Here is a 24,890-nt window from a genome sequence, read left to right as displayed (position 1 = left end):
CCGGGCGCCAGCGCTCCGCGGCCTGGGACGGTCCTCAGCTGTCGATGTTGATGCCGAGCCGCTGCCGGATGGCGAAGTACTCCTCGCTGGCCGCGTAGAGCGTGAGCTCCTTGAGCCTCTCCTTGTGGGGCAGGGCGGCGCTCGCCTCGTCGGTCGCCTTGATCATCTCCTGCGCCAGCTCGAGGTCGTTGGCGAGGAGGAACCCCGCGCGGTCGGCCGTCAGGTCGACGCCGGACACCCAGCGCTTCAGGTCGATGGCGCCGGCCTGGAGCAGCTTCGTCACGGCGCTCGCGAGCTGATCGCGCGCCGGCCCGACGAGGATGGGCTCCAGGACGGCCAGGTCGTCCATCACGGGCCCCTCCAGCTCCTTCGTGATCGGGAACGTGGGCGAGATCAGCTTGATCGCCGCGAACAGCCAGGCGCGCAGGCCGGTGCCCGTCGGCACCAGGTGCCGGAGGTACATGCCCGGGCGGTAATAAGTGAGGTGGCGGGCCGCGATGAACGCGGCGGCCTGCGTGGGCAGGTCCATCTGGAGCGCCGCGGCGCCGAGCACGATCGCCGGGACGTGCGCGTGGAGGAACGAGACGCCGCCGCCGTCGTTCGGATCCTGGAACGTGAGCGGCGGCGAGAGCCCCAGGACGCCCGCCGCGTAGTAGAGCGTCTGCGACATCGGGTAGGGGTGACGCGAGAGATCGAGCTGGTAGGCGAGCTGGTAACCGAGCTCCTCCAGCGGCCGCCCGTTCTTCCTGAGCACGGCCGGCTCGATGACGCCGAAGACCGCGGTCAGGAGCGGATCCGCGTCGGGGTGGACGAGCGCGGTCGCCCACGCGTCGTCGTCGAGCGGCTGCTGCGCCGCCGCGGCCGTGTCGGGGCGAAGGCGCCGGAAGAAGCGCTCCTCGTCCGGCTCGGCGGCGCTCAGGCAGCAGAGCACCTGGCACAGACAGAAGGCCGCGTCGGCGCGCTTCGCCTCTGTGTACATCTTCCGGAGCAGCCGGTACGCGTCCGGCTTGTACGGGTTGCGCCGCAGGATCGGGGCCTGCGCGGCCACCGCCTTGTCCAGGTACTCCGCCGGGTTGCTGGCGTAGAGGTTCACAAGGAGCTCGTTCCGCTCCTCGCTGTCGGGATCGAGCGTCTGCGCTGCCTCGTAGGCGTCGATCGCCTCGCTCGCCCAGCCGAGCTTGTCCTTGTAGAGGGCGCCCAGCCGGTCGAACGTCTCGAGCATCTTCGCCGTGTCGTTCTCCTCGGTCGCCCTGTCGAGCTCGACCTTGAGCAGGCGCTCCACCTCCTCGTGGTCGCCCTTCTCGCCGCGGAGCTCGATCGCCTCCGCGAGCGCCCGGGTGAGCGACGGGTCGAGCGCCAGCACCTCGTCGTAGAACGCGGCGGCGCGGTCGAGATCGCCGAGCTGCCGCGCGCTCACGATCGCCGCCGTGTGCAGGTACTTCGCCTTCTGCCGGCTGTCGTCGATCTTGGCGGCGAGCTTGAGGACGATGTCGACGAGCTTCGACCAGTCCTTCTCCTCGCTGTAGAGCTGCATCAGCTTGGTGAGGATCTTCCGGTCGTCCGGGCGCTCGTCCAGCGCGGCCACGTAGCTCTTCGCGGCGCGCGCCCGGTCGTGGAGGTGCGCCGCGAGCAGGTCGCCGATCTCGAGCAGGAGCGCGCTCCGCTCCTCGCCGGTCACCACGTCGAGCCGCCGGTGCTTGAGGCGCACGACCTCCTCCCAGTCCCCCTTGGCCTCGAACACTTTGGAGAGCAGGGCGAGCGGGGCAGGGGACTCCGGGAGGAGATCGGCGGCGCCGTTCAGCGCGGCCACCGCGCCGTCCGGATCGCCGGCCGCGAGCCTCGCCTCGCCGAGCCCGAGGAGCGCCTCCGCCCGGTCGCGCTCCGGCAGGCCGGCGCCGAAGCGGTCCACGAGGCGGCCGTAGAGCTCCGCGGCCTCCTTGGCCCTGCCCGCGTCGAGGTTGACCCTGGCGGCCCGCGCGAGCGCGGCCGGGTCGTCCGGCGCGAGCGCGAGCAGCGCCTTCACCGTGCCGATCGCCTTGCCGCTCGAGCCGCTCTTGCCGAGCGCGTCGACGTAGCGGAGGAGCAGCTTGAGCCCCTGCTCCTTCGGCAGGACGTCGACCCGGCTCGCCAGGAGCTCGTAGTGCCGCGCCGCCTCGAGGAAGCGGCCCGCCTCGAACGCGAGATCGCCCGAGATCATGAGCCCGGGCACGCACGTCGGATCGAGGTCGACCGCCCTCGTCGCGGCCTCCGCCGCGCGCCCGTCGTCCTTGAGGCGCTCCCGGAGCAGCAGGGCCATCTCGCCGTACAGGCGGCCCTTGGCGAGGTTGCCCTCCGCGGCCTCGGCCTCGCGCGCGATGAGCTCGACGGCGCTCGTCGCGTCGCCCCGGGCGAGGTAAGCCGCGCGCAGCGCCGAGGACGCGCCCGCGTTCTGCGGCTGCGCGTCGAGGGCCATCTTGTAGCGCTCGATCGCCCCGTCCCGATCGCCCTTCTCCTCGAGCATCTTCGCCGCGCGGATCCAGAGATCGGCCCTGCTCTCCGCGGTCTTCGCCGTCGCCGCGAGCGACTCGATCGCGCTCAGCGCCGCCGCGGCGTCGCCCGTCGCGGCCCGCACGTGCGCGAGCGACTCCAGGGCCCCCGCGTGGTGGGGATCGATCGCGAGCACCCGCTCGTAGGCCTTGCGGGCGCGCTCGGGCGAGCCGATCTGCTCGAGGAGCACGCGCCCCATCGCGAGCAGCAGCTCCTCCCGGCGCCTGTCGTCGGACACGATGCCGAGCTGCCGCTCGTAGAGCGACACCACGTCCTCCCAGCGCTCGAGGGCGCGGTAGTGCCGCCCGAGCGCGGCGAGCGAGCCCTCGTGCGCGCTGTCGATCCCGAGGATCGCCTCGAGGGCCTCGGCCGCCTTCGCGTGGTCGAGGAACTCCTCGTCGTGGATGCCGGCGATCCGCTCGTAGAGGTTGATCTTCTGGCGCGGCGTCGCGCTGACGTCGATCTGGCGCGCCAGGTTCTGGAGGAGCGCCGCGTAGCTGCCGGCGCGGCTGTGGATGCGATCGAGCCCGCGCAGGGCCGTCAGGCTGGCCGGATCGAGCTCGAGCGCCGCCTCGTAGCGGCGCGTCGCCTCGCCCAGGTCCCCGAGCCGGTCCTCGTAGAGCTCGGCGAGCTTGCAGATCGTGTCGACGCGCTCCTCGCCCCGCTGCGCCTCCGCGCGCCGCTCGAGGATCTTGGCGTAGCCCGCGTGATCCTCGGCGCGCCGGTAGATCCTGAGCAGCGCCTCGCACGTCCTCGTGTGCCCCGGATCCTCGGCGAAGATCTGCTCGTACAGGTCGCGCGCGCGGCCCGCGTCGCTCAGCTTCGTCTCCAGGAGCTCGGCCGCCGCGGCGCGGAGGTCGCGCGCCTCCCCCGGCGTCGCGGCGCGGTCGGCCCGCGAGAGCAGCACCTGGACGAGCTCCTGCCACTGCTGGGCGCGGCGGTAGACCTGCGAGAGCCCCTCCAGCGCCTCCTCGTTCGCGGGGTCGAGCCCGAGCACGAACTGGAAGCACGGGATCCCGAGGTCCGCCCGCGCGACCTTCTCCGCATACCAGGGCCCGAGCCGGTTGAAGAGCGCGAGCTTCGCCTCGGCCGGCATCGCCTCGTCGGTGCTCGCCTGGCTCAGGATCTGGAGCGCCTCGGACCAGATCTTCATGTCGTTGCCGGCCGCGCGCTCCAGGTCGACGGCGTAGGCGTCCTGCTCCGGATCCTGCGCGAGCGCCTGGGCGAAGGCGAACACCCCCTGGTCCTTGTCGTCGAGCTCCCGCACGTAGAGGTGCCCGATCTCGTTGAGCGCCCGGGCGCGCTCGCCGGCGGTCTCGGCGCGCTCGCTCCGCTGGAGGAGCATCTCCACGAGCTCCTCGTGCTTGCCGAGCGCCTTGCGGAGCTCCTCGAGCGCGCTGAAGGCGATGTCGTCGCCCGGGGCGAGCTCGAGCAGGCGCAGGTAGACCGCCTCCGCCTTGTCGTGCAGCCGCCCCTTCTCGTAGATCCTGGCCGCCCGGAAGTGCAGGAGCTTCTTCGCAGCGGCCGCCTGGTCATCGCCCTGGCCGGGCGCCGAGCCCGCGTCGATCTGCTCCGAGGCCATCACGAGCGCCTCGGCCACGCGCCCCGGGTCCGCTCCCCGATCGACGGCCGCCTCGACGGCGAGCGCGAGCTCCGTGTCCATCGGGCTCGCGACGAGCCGATCGATGAGGTCGTTCAGCTGCGCGCCCTCGATCGCCGCCTCCTTCTGCTGCGGCTTGCCGAGCGGCTCGATCGCGTCGAGCACCGCGCGCGTCCCCCTCGGCCGGGCGTCCTGCGCCTTCGCGAGCAGGCGGCCCGAGAGCTCGTCGACGTCCTTGCCCACCCAGCCGCGCGGCGCGACAGCGCTCGGCGGCGGCGGCGGCTCGATGAGGTGCGCGACGGCGATGTCGACCGCGGCGGCGCCCGAGAACACGGGCTTGCCCGTGAGGAGCTCGAAGAGCAGCGCGCCGAAGGCGTAGAGATCGCTCGCGGGGCCGACGCTCTCGCCGCGCAGCTGCTCGGGGCTGGCCGCCTCGACGAGCTCCGGGCTGGACCACCCGGCGCCGAGCCGGTCGCCGCCGACGTCGACGAGGACCGGGAGCGGCTCCCCGTCCTCGCCGCGGGCCACGACGACGTTCTCGAGCTTGAGCGCGCCGTGGACGAGGCGCTGCTCGTGGAGCGCGGCGAGGCCGCCGAGGATCCCTCGGAGCAGCGGCTTCGCCTCGTTGATGTGGAGCGGCCCCGAGCGCGCGAGGCGCGCCGAGAGCGGCAGCCCGTCGACGTGCGCGTACGCCACGAACGCCCGGCCGCCCACGATCCCCGCGTCGACGCCGCTCGCCAGGTTCTCGTGGTGCACCTGCGCGGCCAGGCGGACGTGGGTGAGGTACCTGCGCACCGCCCGGCTGTCCCGGGTCGCCTCGCGCCGGAGCACCTTGAGCGTCCGCGGCTCGGTCCCCCGGGTCGCCGCGTAGACGAGGCCCCGGGGGCCCTCGCCGATTTTTCTCGTGACGATGTAGTCGCCGAACGCCTCGCCGGGCCCGATCTCTTCCGGCAGGCCGAGCCCATGAGCGCCGAGGGCGCGGACGCGCGCGTCGACCTCTGCGCGTGAGGCGATGACGGCATCGATCAACGCATCGATGGCGTCGAGCTCCACGCAATGATCCGTGAGGGCGCGCGCGAAGGAGGCCTTGGAGGCGCTGCCCCCGATCTCGGCCGGGTTGAAGCCGAGGAGGTCGGACGACAGGGCCATCATTTCATCGAGCGAAAAGAGGCGCTCGAGCTCGCCTCGAACGATATCAATGGACATGGGACTCCTCGGGCCGAGCCATCGTGCCGGCGTTGCGCGCGCAGCGGACCTACCGGACGGCGGGGGACGTGGGGCATGCTAGCGAAGCTTGGGGCTCCATGCGACATCCGACGATCGCCTGTTTTGCAGGGCGCTTCCGCGGCGCGCGGCGCGACGGCGGCGCTCGACGTGGGCGCAATCGACGTGGATCGACGTGGCGCGCGGGGTCGTGCTCACCGCGCCTGCCCGCCGAGAGTCCGGGTAAAGGTAACGCGGAGTTGCAGGAACCCTGGAGGAAAGTTGACAGGAGCGCGGAGGACGTGCGAGCGGATGCCTGTGCGTCGAATAGCGCAGTTCCTGGAGCGGACCCTCCCCATCGCGGTGCTCATCGTCGCCGTCGTGGGCGCACCGATCATGATCTTCTCGCCGCAGGGGCTGCCCCGCCTGCGGGAGCTCGAGAGAGAGCTCGCCGACGTCGAGGAGGAGAATGCCGACCTCGGGCGGCAAATCGAGGCCCTCCGCGGCAAGGTGGCGCGCCTGCGCGACGACCCGACCGCCGTGGAGAGGATCGCGCGCGACAACCTGGGTCTCGTGCGGCAGAGCGAGGTGGTCTTTCAGTTCTCCCGCTGAGGACTCGAGGTCTCTCGGCCCTTCCCAGGCCTGTTGTTGTATCGGCCACAGGGCTCCGCCGCGGAAACGCTCGACGTGAGGGCGTGAGCCAGCGCTCCACGCCAGGACGTGAGCCGGGGCTCGGTGTGAGCGCATGAGCTCGCCTGGCCTGCTCGCTCGCCCAGCGCGCCACCCCGCCGCCTGCGCTGGCGAGGGAACGCGCCCGCTGCCCTCCTGCCGCCCGTCCGGAAGGCGCAGCGTCCGTCGTGACCGGATGCGGGGCGCTGCACGCTGGCAGCGTCCTTTCTGGTATTGTGCAGCGAGTGTCGCTAGACCTGGGCCGCCTCCTCATCGCCGCCGGCGCCGTCTCCAAGGCTGAGGTCGAAGCCGCCCTCTTCGTGGCGGTCCTGCGGGGCATCCCGTTCCCTCGCGCCCTCATCGACCGCGCCGCCATCAGCGAGCGCGCCCTCGAGGAGGAGCTCGATCGCCACGGCGGCCTCGCGCTCCGGCAGGTCGTCGGCGCGCGAGAGCTCGTCGCGCGCTTGCCGCGCGCCATGTGCCGCCGCCTCGGCGCCGTCCCGATCCGCATCGATCCCGGCGTCGGCACCATCGACGTCGCGGCGGCCGATCCGCTCGATCGCCACATCGCCGACGAGTTCAGCTTCCACCTCGGCGCGCCGGTGCGCATCGTCCGCGCGCCGATCACGGCGGTCGAGGAGGCCATCCGCGCCCTCGATCTCGACGAGCGGGAGCAGGTCCCCTCCCGCGCGCGGCGCGCGACCCCGGCGTTTCCGCACGGCGCGCCCCAGTCGACCATCCCGCCGCCGCCGTCGTCCGAGGTGCCCATCCCGCTGATCCGTCGCGCCTCGGTGCCCTCGTTCGACGAGGCGGGCCTCGTCGAGGCGCCGAGCGGCAAGCACGGCCACCGCGGAGCGGCGCGCAACGGTCACGCTCAGCGCGCGGACACGCCTGCGGCGCACGAGGACGCGATCCTGCCGCTCCGCCACTCCAAGGCGGCCCCCGGCGCGCGCGGCTCTCCCTCGAGCGCTCGCCGCCCGGCGGACGCCGAACGCGGCGCGGGCGGGAGGGCGACCGGGCGTCAGGCGGCCCTGCGCGCGCCGGCGGTGGAGCCGCCCGCCGTCTCCTTTCCGCCGCCTCCGCCCGTGGAGATCTCGCCGCCCTTCAAGCTGCTCGCCTCGATCATGCCCCAGGCCTCGCCTGGCCCCGACCGCGCGCCGGACAGCGCCGGGCGGGAGCCGGCCCCCTCGACGCGGCGCCTCGGCCGGCTGCCGCTCGACGCGCCCTCCGGCCTCGCGCCGCTCTCGCGCCGCCGCTCCGCCACTGCAGAGGCCCCGGCGCCGGGCAGCGGCAGGGCTCGCCCGGAGAGCGCCGCGCCGCCGTCGAGCCGGCACTCCGGGCGGCTCCCGGCGCTGCCTCCGGCGCCCGAGCCGGAGCGCGCCGATCCCCTCGACGACGATCCGCCGCCGCAGCCCTTCGTCGATCTGAGCGACGTCATCGACGCGCTGTACCTCGCGCGCACGCGCGACGACGTCATCCGGCTCGCGCTCCGGGGACTGCGGCTGTTCGCCGGGCGTGTCGCCATCTTCGCCGCGCACCGCGGGGTCTTTCGCGGGTTCGCGTGCAACGCGGAGTTCGGCGACCAGGAGGCGCTGCGCAAGCTCTCCCTCCCGATGGATCAGCCGAGCGTGCTCGCCACGGCCGTGGCGACCCACCTCTACGTCGGCCCGATCCCCGGCACCCCCACCCACGCGCCGCTGCTCGACGTCATGGTCAACCCGAGCCTCGACGTCGCCGCCGTCGCCGTGCAGGTCGTCGGCCGGCCCGCGATGATCCTGGTCGCCGATCGGATCCTCGACACCTCGAGCGGCTCGCGCCGGATGGTCGAGCTCGCGCGCGCCGTCGGCGAGGCGTTCAGCCGGATCCTGTCAGCGCGCGGGTGAACGCCCGCCGTCATCCCGCGCGACGAGCGCTGCGCGCTGTTCCGACTGTTCCGACGCCAGCCTGAACGATCGCGCCGCGCTCGGCGTCCGCGGAGGCATCCGCGCGTCGTCGGCTGCCACGGCGCTCGCAGCTGCGCCCGCACGCGCCGCGCCGCAGCCGTCGCGTTGCATGCGTGCGTTCCGCGCCTTTCATCGACGCAACGAAGGCAGGAGGATCCTGATGCCGCTGCGATGCAAGTACGCATTGCCCGAGCTCAAGATGTGTTGTTTTCCAGTGTATCTGTCCGACGTGATCTGTTCACTTCGCGTGTGACAGGAATTTTCCCGTGACAAGGGAACCGTATCCGCTCTCTTCGAAATTTTTTACAATCCTGAACCCTTTTTATGAACGGCGGTCAGATTTGGCTATCCGACTGAGGGTCAAATCGGGTTAAGGCATTTGGGTCTCATCGAGTTCGCGTGGACAGCGTGATTCGCCTCCCCCGAAAGGAGCTCCAAATGCATCCTGCAAAGCCGCACGAGAGCAATGTGATCGCCCGTAAGCTCGTTTTGGTGATCGCTGGTTTGACCGCCGCCGCGGCCGGTTGCTCGGCAGACGTCGGTGGCGCCGACACCGAGGAAGTCGGCACGAATCAGCTGGGATTTGAGCGGTTCGAGCGGACGGTGTTCCGCGAGCCTGACACTGGCATCTACATTGTTAACGGGGACACGCCGGTCGTAGATATCAAGCATCTGCGCGAGTTCTGGGAGGCGCATGTGCGCGATGGTGCGCTGATCGTCAACCAGGAAGGGGGGGAAGACGTCATCTGGACGGCGGAGCAGCGGCACAACCTCTCCTACTGCGTGAGCAAGAGATTCGGGGACAAGTACGGGGCGGTCGTGACGGCGATGGCGGATGCCGTCAAGGCCTGGGAGGACGTCACGGACGTCGACTTCATCCATGTCGAATCGGCCGACGCGAACTGCACATCGAGCACCAGCCAGGTCCTGTTCGACGTGAACCCCGTCAACACCGGCGGTCAGTACCTGGCGCGCGCCTTCTTCCCCGGCCAGTCGAGGTACTCGCGGAACGTGCTGATCGACGGGAACGCTTTCGACAGCACGCGGCCCACGCTCACGGGCATTCTCCGCCACGAGCTAGGGCACACCCTTGGCTTCCGTCACGAGCACACCCGTCCTGAGTCGGGCACCTGCTTCGAGGACGACAACTGGCGTGCCCTCACCGAGTACGATGGCGCGTCCGTCATGCACTATCCCCAGTGCAACGGCACCGGCGACAGCACGCTCGTCCTCACGGAGAAGGACATCGCGGGCGTCCAATCGCTCTACGGCACGCCGAGCGGAGGCGGCGGAGGTGGTGGAGGCGGCGGAGGTGGTGGAGGCGGCGGAGGTGGTGGAGGCGGCGGAGAGCCGACCGGGGAGCCGACCGGGGAGCCGACCACCGAGCACTTCAGCGGGCGCCTCGCCCGGGGAGCCTTCGAGACGGTCGGGCCCGCCGAGGGGTTCGAGGTCGTGCCCGGGACGACCCTCACCGTCGTCATGACCGGGACCGGAGACCCCGATCTCTTCGTGAAGTTCGGCGACGCGCCGACGGCGAGATCGTTCGATTGCCGGCCTTACCTCAGCGACGCCAACGAGACATGCACGCTCGATGTGCCCGCGGGCAAGACGAGGGCCTTCGTCAAGGTGAACGGCTTCACGGCCTCGACCTACGACATCGACGTGCGCTACTCCGCGCCGAAGGCGCCCGGAGGCGAGCCCGGAGGCGGCGGCACCGCGGGCGGCACCGAGACCTCGACGAGCTTCGAGGGCAGCGTCTCGCGGCGCGAGACGGCGTCCCATGGGCCGATCTCGGTGGTCCCTGGCACGACCTTCCGGGCCGTGATGAGCGGTACCGGAGATCCCGATCTCTACGTGCGGTTCGGGGAGCAGCCCACGCTGAGCGCCTTCGACTGCCGGCCTTACCTCGACGGGGCGGACGAGACGTGCGAGCTGACGGTCCCGGAAGGGCAGTCGGAGGCCTTCCTCCTCGTGCAGGGATATGCGGAGAGCACGTACACGGTGAAGGTCGATTACACGACGCCGTGACGCGACGGCCCCTCTGTCCGCAAAGGTGGAAAGGGCGCCAGACGCGACCTGCGTAGAAGAAATCGACGCGGCGGAGAGGCACCGAGGTGCAGGGGCTCAACCCCACTCTCCGCTGCGCGTCGTTCTTCCATCATGCTCGCTTCGCCTCTCACGGGCCGGCCGACCCGCGCGGGCGGCGCGAACGCCGTCGACGCGGGCGCGGGGGGAACGAAGCGGCGGGCGGCCGGCGGGGGGCAACGACGCGAGCCTGCCGCGCGAGGCGCCTGCGAGGAAGTCGACCCCCGTGCCCCGGTGAATGATAGGCTGCTGGCCCGGATCCTTTCCAGGCGCCGCCGCTTGCCCATGCCCAACGAGACCCCTCACGCCCTTCGCTTCACCTGGCTGTTGGCCGCGTTGCTCGTGGAGTCCGTCACGCTCGCCGGATGCATCGGAGAGCCCTTTCAGGTCGGCACCGGCACCGTGGGCTCGACCGGCGGTGGCGGCAGCGAGCCGATCGGCGGCGGCGGCAGCGAGCCGATCGGCGGCGGGGGCGCCGGGGGAGGGACCGGCGGAGGGCCGCCGCCCGTGCCGGTGACATGGCCGGACTCGCCGACGACGCGGTGCTCGAACGGGACGACCGTGCTGGAGGAGTGCCCAGGACCCTCGGCGCCCTTCTTCGGACAGGACGGGAACTACGAGATCGCCGTTCCCTCCTACACAGAAGCCAACGGCGCGGTGAAAGACTCGGTGACCGGGCTCACCTGGGAAAAGGTGGCGGAGAACGCGATGTTCACGCTGGTCGGCGCGCAGGAGCACTGCGCGGCGCTCAGCGCCCAGGGGATCGGCGGCCTCTCGGACTGGCGCGTGCCGACGCGGATCGAGCTCGTCTCCATCCTGGATTTCGGCCATATCACGGCGTTTCCCGATATCTTCTTCACGTCCAGCCAGGACAGCTTCTACTGGTCCGCGACCGACGTCGCCGCAGACACGTCGTTCGCCTGGGGCGTGCTGGCCAGCGATGCGTCCCTCGGCTTCTTCCCGAAGGACGACACGGCCGGCGCGCGGGCGCTGTGCGTCGGAGGCGTGAAGGGGATCGCGCCGGCCGATCTCTCGCCCGGCGAGGACTGGGTGCTCGATCGCTCGACGGGGCTCGTCTGGCAGCGCCACGCCTCCCAGACCCGGTTCATCTGGAGCGACGCGCTCGCGCACTGCGAAGGGCTCGACCTCGCCGCGAAGAGCGACTGGCGGCTGCCGAGCGCGAAGGAGCTGCTCTCGATCGTCGATGATCGGCTGTCCGGGCCGGCGATCGACCTGGAGGCCTTCCCGGGGACGCCGTCGGACGTCTTCTGGTCGTCGACGCCCGCCATCGGCAGCGCGGAGAAGGCCGTCCTCGTCAACTTCACGAACGGCGCATCGCAGGACCACACGGTCCGCGATCGGCGGCTCGCGCGCTGCGTTCGCTCCGACGGGTGAGCGCCGCCCTCGCCCCGTGGGGCGGCGGAGGCGGCGGATGGCGTGCGCCGCCGCCACCCGCTGCCAGCGATGAGCCCAGGCCGCTGCGGCGGCTCAGCCTCCGGGCTTGACGAACTTCAGGACGAAGCGATCGCTCGTGCCCCGCTTTTCGCCCGCCACCATGGGCGAGGCGTTCCAGTCGCGCGTGTCCGCGGCGCTCCGGAGGAAGGTCGCCTCGGCCGCGAGACGGAAGCCGGCCCGCTCGATCTCCTCGCGCACGATCTTCTCCTCGATGCGGTGGAGCGTCTTCACCTCGGTCACGCCTGTCCCGGCGCGCCCCGCATGATCGACGATCGCGAACACACCGCCGGGCTTGAGCGCGCGGAAGACCGCGCGGTTCATCGCGGCCCGGTCCGCCTCCATCCACACCGTGTCGTGGTAGAAGAGCACGAGGAACACGGCGTCGAGATCGCGCGCCTCGGGCGGCAACGGGTCGTCGAGCTCGCGATCGACCCGGACCACCGGCTTCATCACGGGCTTCTTGAGCCGCTCGCTCCACGGCTTCTCGGCGAAGCGCTCGAGGACGAAGCGGTTGTTCTGCGCATAGACGACCCCTCCCGGCCCGACCGCCCGAGCCAGGAGCTCGGCCGAGTAGCCGCCCCCCGCCGCGAGCTCCGCGACCTTCATCCCCGGCTGGATGCCGAAGAATGCGAGCATCTCCGCAGGCTTACGGCCGGCATCGAGCGCCCGGTCGGCGTCCGCGCGATCGGCGGCGTCGACGACGGCGCGCAGGGCAGCGGGCACGTCGACCGAGGTGGCCGGCGGCGGCGTCGAGGCGGCCGCGTCGCCTGGGGCGGGGGCCGCCGCAGCGGGCGGCGCGTCGGGCTGAGCCGGAGGCGCAGCCGTCGGAGGCGGAGCTGCGGGCGGCGAGGCGCTACAGCCGGCGAGCGCGGTCAGGGCGAGGGCAAGGAGGACGTGAGGGCGTCGCATGCCGCGCTGCTAACCGAGCGGACCGAGCGCCGCAAGCGAGGCCGCTCACGGGGTGTCCGTGGCCGGCGCAGCGGCGGGGCCGGAGACCGCGGTCGGCGCAGCGTCCGCGGTGGAGCCCGCGGCCGGCGCAGCGCCCTCGGCGCGGCTCGCAGGGGAAGGAGCTCTTCGCAGGGGCAACAGCGCGGCCTGCACGGCGGCGGCGATCTGCGGCTGCACTGCCCGAACGACGCGGTGCACGGCTGCGGGGGAGGCTGCGCTCGGTCCGCCGCGGCCGACGCGCACGCTGGCGATCGCGATCCCCGCCAGCGCGGCGCAGGCGATCGCCCCCGCGAGCAGGCGCTGCCGCGTCGCCCCGGCCGGCGGGAGGACCGCGCCCGGCGCCGAGGACGGAGGCCGCGCCTCGTCGCGCGGCCTCGGCGCCAGGGAGACCGCCCCCCTCAGGCTCGAGGCCAGGAGCGGATCGAGCGAGCCGTCGTCGCCGGACGCCGGCGCCACGACGTGGAACCCGCCGCTCACCGGGGCGCTCGACGGCGCCGGGAGCGCCGCGTCGATGCCATCGAGCGCCTCGGCCTCGCCGCCGAGCACCTGCGACGGTGCGCCGGGGCGCCGCGTCGCGCGCAGCGTGAAGGGGCTGTCCGCGTCGGCGCGCGTCAGCTCGCCCCCCTCCAGGTCGTCCTCGTCCTCGGGGAGCTCGGGCGTGTGGGGGCCCGGCGGACGCGACTCCGGCGACTCCTTCAGCGCCGCGCTCACGAGCGCCCCGAGGTCCTCCGGCGTGCCGATCTCGTGGCCTGCCTCGCGCAGCGCCTCGATCGCCTCCAGCATCGCGCGCGCGTCGGGGAAGCGGTCGTCCCGGCGCGGCGCGAGCGCGCGCGCGAGGATCGCCTCCAGCGCGGGGCTCACCTCCGGGCGCCGCTCGCTCGCCCGCAGCATCTGCCCCTCGCGCGCCGCCGCCATCCGCGAGGCGGCGCTGCTCCCGGGGAAGGGCCGCGTGCCGGTGAGCATCTGGAAGAGGACCACCCCGAGGGCGAACACGTCGGCGCGCGCGTCGACGCGCTCGCCATCGAACTGCTCGGGCGGCATGTAGCTCGGCTTCCCGACCAGGTCGCGCCTGGCGGCGTCCCCCACCTCGCCCCGCGTGGCGATCGCCACGCCGAAGTCCGCGATCTTCACGACGCCGCTCAGCGAGATGAGCACGTTTCCAGGGCTCACGTCGCGGTGCACCATCAGCCGCCCCTCGGCGGCCGAGCGCTCGTGCGCGTAGCCCAGCCCCTCGAGCACCTGGGCGGCGACGAAGAGCGCGATCGGCACCGGCACCGACTCCCCGCGCGCCCAGAGCCCCTTGCAGAGTCGCCCGAGATCCGTTCCGGACACGAGCTCGAGCACCAGGTAGAAGTCGCCCGCTTCGTCGACGCCGAAGTCGAGCACCTCATCGATGTTGGGGTGCTTGAGGCGGGTCATCATGCTCGCCTCGGCGATGAAGAGCTGCCGGAGATCGTCGCTGCCGGCGTGCATCGGGACGATTCGCTTGATGGCGACCGGGACCTCCTCGCCGTCCGGCCCGAGCGCGACCGCGCGAAACACCTCGCCCATCCCGCCGCGCGCCATCCGCGGTCCAATGGCGTAACGCCCCAGAACAACCCCCCTCGATGGCGCGCTCTCCACGGTGCCCCGACTCTAGATTGCACCGAGGGGCGGGGTAAAGGGGCGACAGCGCTCGATCTCCAGAGATGCTGCGGTCGATTGCACAAATCGACTCGCGGTGTTCCCCTTTGTGCCGAAACATGGCTGTCACGATCGCCAGCGCGGGCGGCGGCGACACGTCCACGACGAGCGCCCATCGCGAGCGCGGCAGGGGCTCGGGGGCGCGGAGCCAGGTGGATGTCGCTGGATCTGCGTGGGTCTGGTACAAGTCCGCTCAGGACATGATGCACGCTGCCACGAACGATCCCGCGCCGGTTGTCTTCATCACGGGCGCTTCTGCTGGATTTGGCGCCGCGATCGCCCGTCGCTTCGCCGGCCTGGGCGCCCGCCTCGTCCTCGCGGCGCGCCGCTACGAGCGCCTGGAGGCGCTCGCCGCCGAGCTCATGGGTGGGGCGGGCGCGTCACGCGAATCCCGCGACGGCGCGCGGCCGCGGGCCGCGGCGGTCCACCTCGTCCGGCTGGATGTGCGCGATCGGGCGGCGGTGGACCGGGCGATCGCGGAGCTCCCGGCGGAGCTGTCGGAGGTGTCGGTGCTCGTCAACAACGCGGGCGGCGCCATCGGCCTCTCGCCGGCGCACACGGCGGATCCCGACGACTGGGAGCAGATGGTCGACACCAACATCAAGGGGTTGCTCCACTGCACGCGGGCGCTCCTGCCCGGCATGGTGGCGCGCGACCGGGGGCACGTCATCAACATCGGCTCGGTGGCGGCCGAGACGCCGTATCCCGGGAGCAACGTCTATGGCGCGTGCAAGGCGTTCGTGGCGCAGTTCTCGCTGAACCTGCGCGCGGATCTCCTCGGCAGCCGGGTTCGCGTCACCGACATCGAGCCCGGGCTCGCCGAGACGGAGTTCTCGGTGGTGCGCTTCAAGGGCGATCGGGACAAGGCCGCCGCCGTGTACCAGGGAGTGAAGCCGCTCTCGGCCGAGGACGTGGCCGAGGCCGTCGTCTGGTGCGCGACGCTCCCGGAGCACGTCAACGTGAACCGGCTGGAGCTGATGCCCGTCATGCAGGCGTTCGCCGGCTTCGCTGTGAAACGGAGTTAACGCGCGCGTCGGGGCGACCGCCGCCGGGCTCACGCCTGGTGAAGCAAGATCGCGAGGAGCCCGAGCGCCGCGCGCTTGCGCTTCGCGTCGATGGTCTCCGTGGCGCCGACGCAGAGCGGGCAGCCGGCCTCGTCGCAGCCGCACCCGGCGATGAGCTGCCGCGTGCGCGCGAGGAGCTCGTCGCGCTGCTCGTAGATGCGCTCGGAGAGCCCGACGCCGCCTGGCATGTTGTCGAACAGGAACAGCGTCGGATCGAAGACCCCGGCCGCCTCTCCGCCGGCCGGGGCCTCCCGCGCCTCGCTCCCGTCCTCGAGGGTCTGGCCGATGTCGCGCGGATCGCACATGAGCGAGAGCGTCGCGACCGTCTCCAGCGCCCGCGCGATCCCGCGCAGGCCGTCGATAGCGGTCGCGCGGCCGAGGCCGAGCTCCTCGCAGAGCGGCTCGGGCACGGTGAGCCAGAACGAGGTGGTGTGCATCTGGATGTCGGGCAACCGCACATCGCCATATCCCGTGTTCTCGTGCGTGTAGAACTTGATCTTCTTGTACCCGACCACCTTCTCCACGATGCTCACCTCGCCGAAGGAGGCGGTCGCCCGGCCGAGCGGGGCGGCCGCGCTCTCGTCGAGGATGCTCACCTTCCGGTGGGTGAGCGCGGTCGTGAAATAGTCGGGGACGACCTTCGTCACGAAGGCCTTGTGGTTCTCGTAATCGAGCCGCTCGACCTGGTACTGCTCGCCGTCGTGCTGGTAGATGGCCTGTTCGTGGAGCATCGTCGGCGCCGCGCGCCAGTCGAGCTCCGCGAGCGTCTTGCCAAGGGCCTTGTCGATGATGACGAAGTTGTCCCAGCCCACCGAGCGCAGGCTCACGTGGTTCGCCGGATAAGCGTCGGTCGCCCAGTGGAAGCGATCGTTCGACTCGTGCACGACCCCGTTGTCCTGCAGGAAGCGGAGCGCCGCCACGGTGTCGTCCGGCTGCATCGCCGCGTACGGCTCCCCCTTGAGGAACGGCAGCTCGAACGCCGCGCACTTGAGGTGCTGCACGAGGATCTCGGTGTTCTGCGGATCGATCCGGGCCGACTCGGCCCCGCGCTCCAGCAGGTACCCCGGGTTCCTCGCGAGGTACTGATCGAGCGCCGCGCTGGTGGCGCACAGGACCGCGATGCTCGTCTTGCCGCGCCGGCCCGCCCGGCCGAAGCGCTGCCACGTCTCGGCGACCGAGCCGGGGTAGCCGGCGCAGATCACCGCGTCGAGCTCGCCGATGTCGATGCCGAGCTCGAGGGCGTTCGTGGCCACGACGCACAGGATCTCGCCCTCGCGCAGCCCCCGCTCGACCCGCCGGCGCGTCTCCGGGAGGTAGCCGCCGCGGTACGCCATGATCGCGTCCTCCGCCCCGATCTCCTTGCCGACGCCCTCGCGCAGGTACTTCAGCATGATCTCGACCGAGTTGCGCGACTGGCCGAACACCAGCGTGGGCACGCGGGCGCGGGCGAGATCCCCGGCGAGGCGCACCGCGCTCTTCAGGGTGCTGGCGCGCACCCCGAGCTCCGCGTTCACCACGGGCGGGTTGTACAGGAAGAAGCGCCGCGGCCCCCGCGGGGCGCCGGACTCGTCGATGAGCTCGAGCTCGTCCTCGGCGATGCCCAGCAGGCGCGCGGCGTGCGCCCGCGGGTTGCCGATCGTCGCCGTCGCGCAGAGGAAGGTCGGGCTCGATCCGTGGAACGCGGCGACCCGGCGCAGCCGGGCGAGGACGTGGGCGACGTGCGACCCGAACACGCCGCGGTAGGTGTGGAGCTCGTCCAGCACGACGTAGCGCAGGCGCTGGAACGTCCGCGCCCAGTGCGCGTGGTGCGGCAGGATCCCCGCGTGGAGCATGTCGGGGTTGGTCATGACGATCGGGCTGCGCTCGCGCGCCGCCCGCCGGGCGTCGCCCGGCGTGTCCCCGTCGTACACGATCGCCGGGATCGTGAGCCCCGCCTCGCGGATGAGCGCGTGCAGGCCGGCCTCCTGGTCCCGGGCGAGCGCCTTGGTGGGGTACAGGTAGATCGCGCTGCCGCCCTGGCCCGACGCGGCGCCCTCGGCGAGCGCGTCGAGCACCGGGAGATGGAAGCAGAGGCTCTTGCCGCTGGCGGTGGGCGTCGCGACGACCACGTGCCGCCCCGCCTGCGCCGGCTCCGCCGCGGCGCGCGGGCCTGCGGGCTTCGCGCGGGCCGCCGCGAAGGCCCGCGCCTGGTGGTCGTAGAGCCGGGAGATGCCGCGCCGCTCCAGGGCGCCGCGGAGCGCCGGCGAGAGCGCGTCGGGCATCGGTGAGGTGCGCGCGTCGGCCGGCGGAAGCTCGCGATCCGCGGTGAAACAAGGGCGGACGTAGCCGGAGGCAAGCCACGACGAGATGACGGTCTCGACGCCGGTCTCGATCTTCCAGGGGGGCGACGGCATGACGCAGGTATACTAAACAGATGCGCCGTGTCACTCAACCGGATCGGGCGCGACGCACACGTCGACCGGCGTGGCGCTGCGCTGGTCTGCGCGGCCGGGATCTCGGCAGGCGGCGCGCGGGCGAGGGGAGGGCGGCGCGCAGGCGAGGGGAGGGCGGCGCGCGGGCGAAGCGCTGACGCGGCGGATCGGCGCGGCAGGCGGGCGTAGCAGACCGGCGCGGAACGCGGTCGCGGCGGGCCGCCGCGGCAGGCGGGCGTACAGCGGAGAGCGGGCCTCTCCCGTCCTCGAACGAGATCCGGTGTCTGGGGCTCTCGTGTGGTTCAGCCGCGGCGCGCGACATACGCCGGGGCTCCGGCGAATGGCTCGTTTGCGCGCAACGGATGGGAAGCCCGGATACGGCGCGTGAGGCGATGTCTCAGTGCCGTCGTGATTCCTCCTGCACCGACGGACGCAGGGCGGCGCCTCTCGCGGGCGGGGTCAGGCGCCGCCCCGAGGCCGTCGGCGCTGGTGTGCTGGTTGCCTGAGGAAGAGCCGATCGACGACGGAGATCCGGAGTCGATGATCCCATCCGCTCTTTCACCCGCCTTCTCCGGACGACCCCTCGTCCGGGGCTGGCAACGAGGTGTCGCACATGAAAAACGCAGTGTTCTTGACGCTCTTCGGCGCGTCGGCGGCGGGGTGCGCCGCGTACGCTCCGAGCTTCGGCGAGCGGCTCGGCGCGTCGGAGGCGATGATTCGAGCCGCCGAGGAGGTCGGAGCCGACGAGGACCCGCGGGCGGAAGCCCACCTCCGCCTCGCCCGGGAGCAGGTGCAGCGGGCGACGACGCTGTCGGCCGACGGCGTGCCCGAGCGGGCGCAGCGCATGCTCCTGCGCGCGCAGGCGGACGCGGAGCTCGCGCTCGCCCTCCTGCGCGAGGCGCAGGCTCAGGCCCGCACGCACGAGGCGCTCGAGGAGGTCGGATCCATCCAGCGACAGCTCCGCTAGGGCTCACGGACACGGAGAGGAGGCGCGGAATCATGCGAACCAATCACGGGACGGTGGCCATTCTGCTCGTCGGCGGTCTCCTGGGGTGCGCGAGCGCCCCGCTCCCGCCGAAGGAGCTCATCGAGGCGAGGAAGAGCTACGAGCGCGCCCGGATGAGCGCGGCGGCAGAGCTCGCGCCCGCGGACCTGCGGGGCGCCACCGAGGCGATGGAGCGCGCGGAGCGCGCGTTCGCCGGGGGGAGCGAGCTCGCCGAGGCGAGGGATCTCGCGTACCTCGCGGGGCGCCGGGCGCAGCTGGCCGAGTCGCTGGGGCGCACGGCGGCCACGGAGCGGCAGCGCGGCGCGGCCCTCCAGGCGTACGGCGAGGTGCACCTCGCGCTGCGAAGGAGGGGGGCGCCGGCGGTCGACCCGGCCGCTCCGGCCGCTCCTCCCGGACGGGAAAAGGCGCCGGCGCGATCGCGCGCCCCGGAGCGTCCGCTGGTGATCCTGAACCGGAGGTGAACCGGCGCGGCGATCGGCCGAGGAGGCGCGGGCGAGAACGGAAGACGGAACCGGAAGGCGCGAGACGGACGAACGGAAGCGTGGAAGCGCGGAAGCATGGAAGCACGGAGGCAACCGCCGCCGGGCATCGCTCTGCTCGAGGCTGTTTGCTCCGTGCCACGCCATCGCGTAGAAGCGAAGACGATGTCCTCGGACGCACCGCAAGCGTCGCCCGCCGCGCACCTTCCCGACGACCTCCCCAGCGAGGAGCGCGCCTCGCTCCGCTTCTTGGCCGTCGTGGCGCTCGTCTCGTGCGCCGCCGACCTGGTGACGAAGGGGTGGGCGCACGCGCGCCTCACCGGGTTCGACCCGAAGCGGTCGGGCGCGAAGGTCCTCACGATCATCCCGGACCACCTCGATTTCATCTTCGCGCAGAACCCCGGCGGCGCCTGGAGCTTCCTGCGCGGCCTCCCGGACGGCCTGCGGCGGCCGTTCTTCCTGTTCGTCTCCGCCGCGGCGATGGTCTTCATCTTCTCGATCTACCGGCGCGTCCACAGGGACCAGACCGGGATGAAGTGGGGGCTCGCGCTGGCGCTCGGCGGCGCGATGGGCAACCTGGTCGACCGGATCCGCTATGGCTGGGTCATCGACTTCATCGACGTGTACGTGATCCGCGGCGGTCGGGAGTTTCACTGGCCGACGTTCAACGTGGCGGACATCGCGATCGTCGCGGGGGTCCTCCTGATGTCCAAGGACATGATCGTCGCGACCCGCAGGGCGAACGCGCCGTCGCCAGACACTCGCGGCGCCTCGGAGGGCCTGGCAGGCGGCGACCCCACCCCTCCGCTATCGACGGAAGCGCCTCCGCCCGTGCCGCCGGCCAGCTGAAGGACGCGAGCGGGCGGCTCGGCCGGAGCGGATGGCACGCGGCGCGCGCAAGTCACGCAAGTCGCGCAAGTCACGCAAGGCACCTGCGACGCGCAAGACGTGAAAGACGCGCGCGGCGGCGCCCGCGGAGGGAAGCCTTTGCCGGAGCGCTCGGTTTGTCGTAGAGGAACGCGCTCCGCATGACTGAAGAAGCGACGCCGCGAGACGCTCCCGCCGAGAACGAAGGTGCCCATGCGGAGTCGCATCGCTCCGCCCCCGTGAACGCGCCGGCCGGCGAGCCGCTGGCCTCCGCCGGCGAACGCGACCACGACGGGCGCGCCTCCTCGCAGGAGGGGGACGCCGACGACGTTGTCGCGCCGACGAAGCCCACCTACCGGCCTTCGTACGTGTTCCTGATCGCCGTCTCTGCCATCACCCTCGCCGCCGATCTCGGCTCGAAGTGGTGGGCCAAGGACCGGCTGGATCCGCAGGGGCTCACGGACCTCACCGCCGCGCCGCGGCCGCTCTCGTTCCGGAAGATCGAGGTGATCAAGGATCACCTGAACCTGATCTTCGCGAAGAACCACGGCGGGGCGTGGGGCATCCTGGGCGACGAGAGCGAGGCGATCCGCCGCCCGTTCTTCCTGCTGGTCTCGCTCGCGGCGATCGTCTTCATCGTCTCGCTGTACCGCAAGCTCCACCCCTCCCAGACCGCGCTCAGGTGGGGGCTGCCGCTCGTGCTCGGCGGCGCGCTCGGGAACCTCGTCGACCGCATCCGTTACGGGTACGTCATCGACTTCATCCAGGTCCGGCTCACCTCGACGTTCGTGTGGCCGACGTTCAACGTGGCCGACATCGCGATCGTCGTGGGCGTCGGGCTGATGGCGATCGACATGTTCTCCCCCCACCGCCCCGAGCTCGCCGGCAAGGCGTCCGGCGCGAAGGCGTCCGCGGGCTGACCATGCGGCCCGAGCTGTTCCGCCTGCTCGACGTCGCGTTCCCCGCCTACTTCCTGCTGCTGCTGACCGGCTTCCTCTTCGCGACGGCCATCGGCGCGCTGTGGGCGCGGCGGATTGGCCAGGATCCGGACGTGATCGTCGACCTGGGGCTCGCCTGCCTGCTCGCGGGCGTCGTCGGCGGCAGGCTCCTCCACGTCGTCGCCGACGGGTACTTCTGGGATTACGTGCACCTGTGCACCGACCCGTCGCTCGTCGACTGGAAGGTCGAGCAGGCGCTCTGCGCGTCGCGGTACCACGGCGTCTGGGACGCGGCGAAGGGGGTCTGCCACCCGATCGAGCGCGATTGCCTGGCGTGGGCGAAGTTCTGGGCGGGCGGCCTGACGTACTACGGCGGCTTCCTTGGCGCGTCGGGGATGGCGTACTGGCTGCTCAAGCGCGATCGGTTCCCGTTCTGGAAGGCGGCGGACATGGCGGGCTTCGCCGTCCCGCTGGGCCTCGGGTTCGGCCGGATGGGCTGCCTGCTCGCCGGTTGCTGCTTCGGCCTGCGCACCGAAGGGGCGTTCGGGCTCTCGTTCCCGCCGAACAGCCCCGCGAGCGAGGCGCAGTTCAAGCTGCTCGAGCTCACGAGCCCGCGCCTGCCGTCGCACCCGGTGCACCCGACGCAGATCTACGAGTCGGCGATGTCGTTCGCCATCGCGGCGATCTGCCTGCTCTACGTGCACGGCCGGAAGCGGTACGACGGGCAGGTCTTCGCGACGTTCCTCGGCCTCTACGCGTTCGGGCGCTTCGTGCTCGAGTTCGCGCGCGCCGACGACCGCGGGGGCCTCCTCGGCCTGTCGACGTCGCAGCTCATCGGGCTCGCGATGGCCGGCGCCGCGGTCGCGATCCACGTGGCGCGGACCCGGAAGGCAGCGCCCGCGGCGGCCGCGCCCGCCGCCTGACCTCCGCGCGGCGGAGGACGGTGCGCGGAGGAGGGGGCGCAGCGTTTTGAGCTGCGCCGTCGCCGAGGAGGGCGCGCGGACGAGAAGGCGCAGCGTTTTGAGCTGCGCCGGTCGCCGAGGAGGGCGCACGGACGAGAGGGCGCAGCGTGCCGAGCTGCGCCGCGCCGCCCGTCAGCCCTTGGTGACTTCCTTGTCCTTGCGCGCCTTGTAGGCCGCGCGCTGGGCGTCGGTCGGCGGCTTGCCGAAGATGTACGCGAGGCCGATCGAGAGCACGTAGAGCAGGCACATCGGCACGGCCATGACGAGCTGGCTCGTGACGTCCGGCGGCGTCAGGACGGCGGCCACGACGAAGGCGCCGAACACGAACCAGCGGCCGAACATGATGAGCTGGATGTAGTTGACGAGGCCGGCGATGGAGAGGAAGAGCACGATGAGCGGGATCTCGAAGATGATCCCGAAGCCGAGCAGGAGCTGGGCGACGAAGTCGAGGTAGTCGCCCATCATCACGGTCGGCGTGATCGTCACCCCGTCGCCGCCGACCGTGCCGGCCAGGCTGAGGAAGTAACCGAACGAGATCGGGAAGGCCGCCCGCCAGCCGAACAGGCCGCCGCCGACGAACAGGATCGTCGAGAACAGGACGAACGGGATGACGTAGCGCTTCTCGCGGGCGTAGAGGCCGGGCGCGACGAACGCCCACAGCTGGTAGAAGATGAACGGCGAGGCCATCGCCGCGCCGCCGATCATCGACAGCTTGAAGTAGGCGACGAAGGCGGCCGCGGGCGCGCCGAAGTGGAGCGAGGGGTTGCCCGGCAGGTTCTGCTCCCGCCACGCCTGCACGAACGGGACGGTCAGGAAGTGCAAGAGCTCCTCGCGCACCTCCCACCCCACGACGCAGGCCGCGAAGAAGACAAGGATGCTCCGGACGAGCCGCTTGCGCAGCTCGTCGAGGTGCTCCCAGAACGACATCGGCTTGTCTTCGTCGGGCTCCGCCGCGGCCTCGCTCGGCGCGCCCGTCGCCTCCGGGGAGCCGCTCTTCACCGCCGCCGCCTGCTCCTGGCTCATGACGTCGCTCCGTTTCCGGTCGCCAGGCCCTGCGTCGCCGCGGCGGTGTCTGCGGCCGCGGTCGCTGTGACCGTGGCGTTGTCTGGTGCCGCGGTCGCTGTGACCGCGGCGGTGTCTGCGGCCGCGGTCGCTGTGACCGCGGCGGTGTCTGCGGCCGCGGTCACAGCGACCGCGGCTGACCCCGCGTCGGCCGTGGCGTCTGCCGCGCCAGCCGTTGTGTCTGCGCCGGCCACGCCGGCCGTGGCGTCCGCCGCGTCCGCCGTCTCCGTGGGGGTCGCGCTCTCTGCTGCGGCCGGCAGGCTGGTCGCGCCGTCCGGCGCCGCGTCCAGCGTCACGCCGTAGGCGTCGCAGCCGAGGACGGGGTACTCGCGCTCCCGGAGCGGCTTCACGTCGGGCGGCGGCGGCGGCTCGGGATCCGGCGGCCTCACGCGCGGCGTGGACGAGGCGACCGTACCGGCGGTCACGGCGCCGACGACGGGGTTCACCAGCGTCTCGATCACGTTGACCCGCGAGAGGGCGCGGAGCTCGCGGAGCTCACGCTCCAGCCCCTCCGAGCGGATCAGATCGTCGATGCCGCTCTGCGTCCGGAGCTCCGTGCTCAAGCGGCGGAGCCTGGCGATCCAGCTCCCCGCCGTTCGCATCATCGCTGGCAGCCGCCGGGGACCGACCACGATGATGCCCACGATGGCGAGCACCATGATCTCGCTGAAGCTGAAGCCGAACACGCGCGCAAGCTAGCGCGCGCGGGAGCGGGGATCCATAGCGACGCTCACGCTGGCCTGGGCGGCGCGCCTGGCCCGGCGTCGGCCGCGCCCGCGGTCGCCCCGGCGCGGGGCGGCGCCCGGCGGCCGCCCGGCCGCTGCGCCTCCGCCAGAGGCCGCGCGAGCTGCCCGCACGCCGCGCCGACGTCGCCCCCGCCCGAGTAGCGCACGATCGAGCCGACGCCGGCGGCGGAGAGGACCGCGCGGAACGCGTCGAGCCGCGCCGAGCGCACGAACGGATCGGCCGACGCGCCGCGTTCATCGCCGCCGCCCGGCGAGGGCAGGGGATCGCCGGGCGCGCCTATCGCGTTGTAGGGGATGAGGCTGAGCCGGGGAGAGATGCCGTGCTGCGCCGCGAAGCCGCGGGCGAGCGCGGCCAGGCACGCGGCGTCGTCGTCCGTGTCGTTCTGGTCCGCGAGGAGCGTGTACGCCCACATCGGCGCGTGCCCGCTCGCGCGCGCGTGCTCGCCCACGGCCGCGAGGACCTCGTCGAGCGGGTGCGCGCCGTCGATCGGCATGAGCAGGCGCCGCTTGCCGGGGCGCACCGAGCCGAGCGACAGGCCGAGCCGGACCGCGGGGACCTCGGCCGCGAGCCGCCGGATGCCGGACGGGAGCCCCGCCGTACAGACGGTGATGTTGCGCATGTCGATGGCCTGCGCGCTCGGCTCGGAGAGCACCCGGATCGCCTGGATGACCCGGTCGGCGTTCGCGAGCGGCTCGCCCATGCCCTGGAACAGCACTCCATGGACGCGCGCGCCGCCTCCGATCGTGGCGTCGAGATCGCGGCGGATGAGCCGCACCTGCTCGACGATCTCCCACGCCTCCAGGTTGCGCGTGAGGCCCATGCGCCCGGTGGCGCAGAAGGCGCACGCGAGCGCGCAGCCGACCTGCGAGCTCACGCACGCCGAGTACCGGCCCGGCCGCTCGAGCGGGATGCGCACCGACTCGACCGTCGCCCCGTCCTCGAGGCGGAAGGCGTACTTCACGAACGGATCCTCGGCGCTCGCGCGCCGCTCGACGAGCGCGAGCGTCCTGATCTCGCCCGCCGACCGCGCCGCGTCGAGCGCGGCGCGCCGGACGGTCGCGGGCGCGCGGGCGGGGAGCTCGCCGAGGCGGTGCGCCAGGGAGACGATGCGGCGCGCGTCGGCGATGTCGATGCCGCACGCTCCGGCGAGCTCCTCCGGCAGCACGGCCTGGAGCGCGAGGCGGGGGCGGCGTTCGTCCGGGCTGCTTCGAGGGCTGAGATCCACGGCGGATACCGACTAGC

The 24,890-nt window shown here is 72.4% G+C and carries 17 protein-coding genes; 10 read left to right on the top strand and 7 right to left on the bottom strand.

The genetic code is table 11. From position 1 onward, the window contains the following. Positions 1 to 34: 34 nt before the first annotated feature. Entirely contained in the window at positions 35 to 5,332 is a 5,298-nt protein-coding gene (locus POL72_RS30750) for a protein kinase domain-containing protein (protein ID WP_272099778.1), read from the bottom strand. A gap of 309 nt (positions 5,333 to 5,641) precedes the next feature. Between POL72_RS30750 and POL72_RS30745 the strand changes: the two genes are divergently transcribed. The 4 genes from POL72_RS30745 to POL72_RS30730 all read left to right on the top strand — a co-directional run bounded on the left by POL72_RS30745 (position 5,642) and on the right by POL72_RS30730 (position 11,421). Then, positions 5,642 to 5,941 carry an FtsB family cell division protein gene (locus tag POL72_RS30745; RefSeq protein WP_272099776.1) on the top strand — a complete coding sequence of 100 codons (300 nt, stop codon included), beginning with the start codon at positions 5,642 to 5,644 and terminating at the stop codon, positions 5,939 to 5,941. Between the two features lie 302 nt (positions 5,942 to 6,243). Next, entirely contained in the window at positions 6,244 to 7,881 is a 1,638-nt protein-coding gene (locus POL72_RS30740; RefSeq protein ID WP_272099774.1) for a GspE/PulE/PilB domain-containing protein, read from the top strand. Positions 7,882 to 8,379: 498 nt separating this feature from the next. Beyond that, complete coding sequence (locus tag POL72_RS30735; protein WP_272099772.1) at positions 8,380 to 9,969, top strand: pre-peptidase C-terminal domain-containing protein; 1,590 nt, start codon at positions 8,380 to 8,382, stop codon at positions 9,967 to 9,969. Between the two features lie 342 nt (positions 9,970 to 10,311). Continuing rightward, positions 10,312 to 11,421, top strand: coding sequence for an Lcl C-terminal domain-containing protein (locus POL72_RS30730; RefSeq protein WP_272099770.1), 1,110 nt, complete (start codon positions 10,312 to 10,314; stop codon positions 11,419 to 11,421). A gap of 93 nt (positions 11,422 to 11,514) precedes the next feature. Here POL72_RS30730 and POL72_RS30725 read toward each other — a convergent pair whose 3' ends face one another. After that, positions 11,515 to 12,390 carry a class I SAM-dependent methyltransferase gene (locus POL72_RS30725; protein WP_272099768.1) on the bottom strand — a complete coding sequence of 292 codons (876 nt, stop codon included), beginning with the start codon at positions 12,388 to 12,390 and terminating at the stop codon, positions 11,515 to 11,517. A 45-nt stretch (positions 12,391 to 12,435) separates the two neighbouring features. Next, positions 12,436 to 13,995, bottom strand: coding sequence for a serine/threonine-protein kinase (locus POL72_RS30720; RefSeq protein ID WP_272099766.1), 1,560 nt, complete (start codon positions 13,993 to 13,995; stop codon positions 12,436 to 12,438). A gap of 176 nt (positions 13,996 to 14,171) precedes the next feature. On the opposite strand from POL72_RS30720, the gene POL72_RS30715 reads away from it, so the two are divergent. Next, positions 14,172 to 15,137, top strand: coding sequence for an SDR family NAD(P)-dependent oxidoreductase (locus tag POL72_RS30715; protein ID WP_276597279.1), 966 nt, complete (start codon positions 14,172 to 14,174; stop codon positions 15,135 to 15,137). Positions 15,138 to 15,166: 29 nt separating this feature from the next. On the opposite strand, the gene POL72_RS30710 is transcribed toward POL72_RS30715, so the two are convergent. Further along, positions 15,167 to 17,569, bottom strand: a complete 2,403-nt coding sequence (locus POL72_RS30710; RefSeq protein WP_272099765.1) for a DEAD/DEAH box helicase — start codon at positions 17,567 to 17,569, stop codon at positions 15,167 to 15,169. A gap of 631 nt (positions 17,570 to 18,200) precedes the next feature. On the opposite strand from POL72_RS30710, the gene POL72_RS30705 reads away from it, so the two are divergent. The 5 genes from POL72_RS30705 to POL72_RS30685 all read left to right on the top strand — a co-directional run bounded on the left by POL72_RS30705 (position 18,201) and on the right by POL72_RS30685 (position 21,800). Then, positions 18,201 to 18,554: a DUF4398 domain-containing protein gene (locus POL72_RS30705; RefSeq protein ID WP_272099763.1), complete on the top strand. Its 354-nt coding sequence runs from the start codon at positions 18,201 to 18,203 to the stop codon at positions 18,552 to 18,554. 32 nt (positions 18,555 to 18,586) lie between these two features. Beyond that, positions 18,587 to 19,054, top strand: a complete 468-nt coding sequence (locus POL72_RS30700; RefSeq protein ID WP_272099761.1) for a DUF4398 domain-containing protein — start codon at positions 18,587 to 18,589, stop codon at positions 19,052 to 19,054. Positions 19,055 to 19,237: 183 nt separating this feature from the next. Beyond that, positions 19,238 to 19,921 carry a signal peptidase II gene (gene lspA, locus POL72_RS30695; RefSeq protein ID WP_272099759.1) on the top strand — a complete coding sequence of 228 codons (684 nt, stop codon included), beginning with the start codon at positions 19,238 to 19,240 and terminating at the stop codon, positions 19,919 to 19,921. 179 nt (positions 19,922 to 20,100) lie between these two features. Beyond that, entirely contained in the window at positions 20,101 to 20,859 is a 759-nt protein-coding gene (gene lspA, locus POL72_RS30690) for a signal peptidase II (protein WP_272099757.1), read from the top strand. Between the two features lie 2 nt (positions 20,860 to 20,861). Then, entirely contained in the window at positions 20,862 to 21,800 is a 939-nt protein-coding gene (locus POL72_RS30685; protein ID WP_272099756.1) for a prolipoprotein diacylglyceryl transferase, read from the top strand. Positions 21,801 to 21,971: 171 nt separating this feature from the next. On the opposite strand, the gene tatC is transcribed toward POL72_RS30685, so the two are convergent. The 3 genes from tatC to POL72_RS30670 are packed head-to-tail and all read right to left on the bottom strand — an operon-like array spanning position 21,972 to position 24,873. After that, positions 21,972 to 22,862 (bottom strand): twin-arginine translocase subunit TatC, encoded by an 891-nt coding sequence (gene tatC / locus POL72_RS30680; RefSeq protein ID WP_272099754.1) that lies wholly within the window; start codon positions 22,860 to 22,862, stop codon positions 21,972 to 21,974. Beyond that, positions 22,859 to 23,587, bottom strand: coding sequence for a Sec-independent protein translocase protein TatB (gene tatB, locus POL72_RS30675; RefSeq protein ID WP_272099752.1), 729 nt, complete (start codon positions 23,585 to 23,587; stop codon positions 22,859 to 22,861). Before tatB ends, tatC begins: the two co-directional genes overlap by 4 nt. Before the next feature lie 44 nt (positions 23,588 to 23,631). Beyond that, positions 23,632 to 24,873, bottom strand: a complete 1,242-nt coding sequence (locus POL72_RS30670) for a radical SAM protein (protein WP_272099750.1) — start codon at positions 24,871 to 24,873, stop codon at positions 23,632 to 23,634. Between the last annotated feature and the right edge of the window lie 17 nt (positions 24,874 to 24,890).

Source organism: Sorangium aterium (genome assembly GCF_028368935.1).
In the GTDB taxonomy this organism is placed as follows: domain Bacteria; phylum Myxococcota_A; class Polyangia; order Polyangiales; family Polyangiaceae; genus Sorangium; species Sorangium atrum.
Note: the sequence above shows the minus strand (reverse complement) of the source record. Positions and strands in the feature narration are given on the sequence as shown.

What these genes read in the sequence shown, in the direction of transcription:
- lspA (WP_272099757.1), top strand. Translation starts at nt 20,101, where the DNA reads ATGACTGAAGAAGCGACGCCGCGAGACGCTCCCGCCGAGAACGAAGGT.
- POL72_RS30750 (WP_272099778.1), bottom strand. Translation starts at nt 5,332, where the DNA reads ATGTCCATTGATATCGTTCGAGGCGAGCTCGAGCGCCTCTTTTCGCTC.
- POL72_RS30710 (WP_272099765.1), bottom strand. Translation starts at nt 17,569, where the DNA reads ATGCCGTCGCCCCCCTGGAAGATCGAGACCGGCGTCGAGACCGTCATC.
- POL72_RS30705 (WP_272099763.1), top strand. Translation starts at nt 18,201, where the DNA reads ATGAAAAACGCAGTGTTCTTGACGCTCTTCGGCGCGTCGGCGGCGGGG.
- POL72_RS30720 (WP_272099766.1), bottom strand. Translation starts at nt 13,995, where the DNA reads ATGGCGCGCGGCGGGATGGGCGAGGTGTTTCGCGCGGTCGCGCTCGGG.
- POL72_RS30685 (WP_272099756.1), top strand. Translation starts at nt 20,862, where the DNA reads ATGCGGCCCGAGCTGTTCCGCCTGCTCGACGTCGCGTTCCCCGCCTAC.
- tatC (WP_272099754.1), bottom strand. Translation starts at nt 22,862, where the DNA reads ATGAGCCAGGAGCAGGCGGCGGCGGTGAAGAGCGGCTCCCCGGAGGCG.
- POL72_RS30735 (WP_272099772.1), top strand. Translation starts at nt 8,380, where the DNA reads ATGCATCCTGCAAAGCCGCACGAGAGCAATGTGATCGCCCGTAAGCTC.
- lspA (WP_272099759.1), top strand. Translation starts at nt 19,238, where the DNA reads ATGTCCTCGGACGCACCGCAAGCGTCGCCCGCCGCGCACCTTCCCGAC.
- POL72_RS30725 (WP_272099768.1), bottom strand. Translation starts at nt 12,390, where the DNA reads ATGCGACGCCCTCACGTCCTCCTTGCCCTCGCCCTGACCGCGCTCGCC.
- POL72_RS30700 (WP_272099761.1), top strand. Translation starts at nt 18,587, where the DNA reads ATGCGAACCAATCACGGGACGGTGGCCATTCTGCTCGTCGGCGGTCTC.
- POL72_RS30715 (WP_276597279.1), top strand. Translation starts at nt 14,172, where the DNA reads ATGGCTGTCACGATCGCCAGCGCGGGCGGCGGCGACACGTCCACGACG.
- POL72_RS30745 (WP_272099776.1), top strand. Translation starts at nt 5,642, where the DNA reads ATGCCTGTGCGTCGAATAGCGCAGTTCCTGGAGCGGACCCTCCCCATC.
- POL72_RS30730 (WP_272099770.1), top strand. Translation starts at nt 10,312, where the DNA reads ATGCCCAACGAGACCCCTCACGCCCTTCGCTTCACCTGGCTGTTGGCC.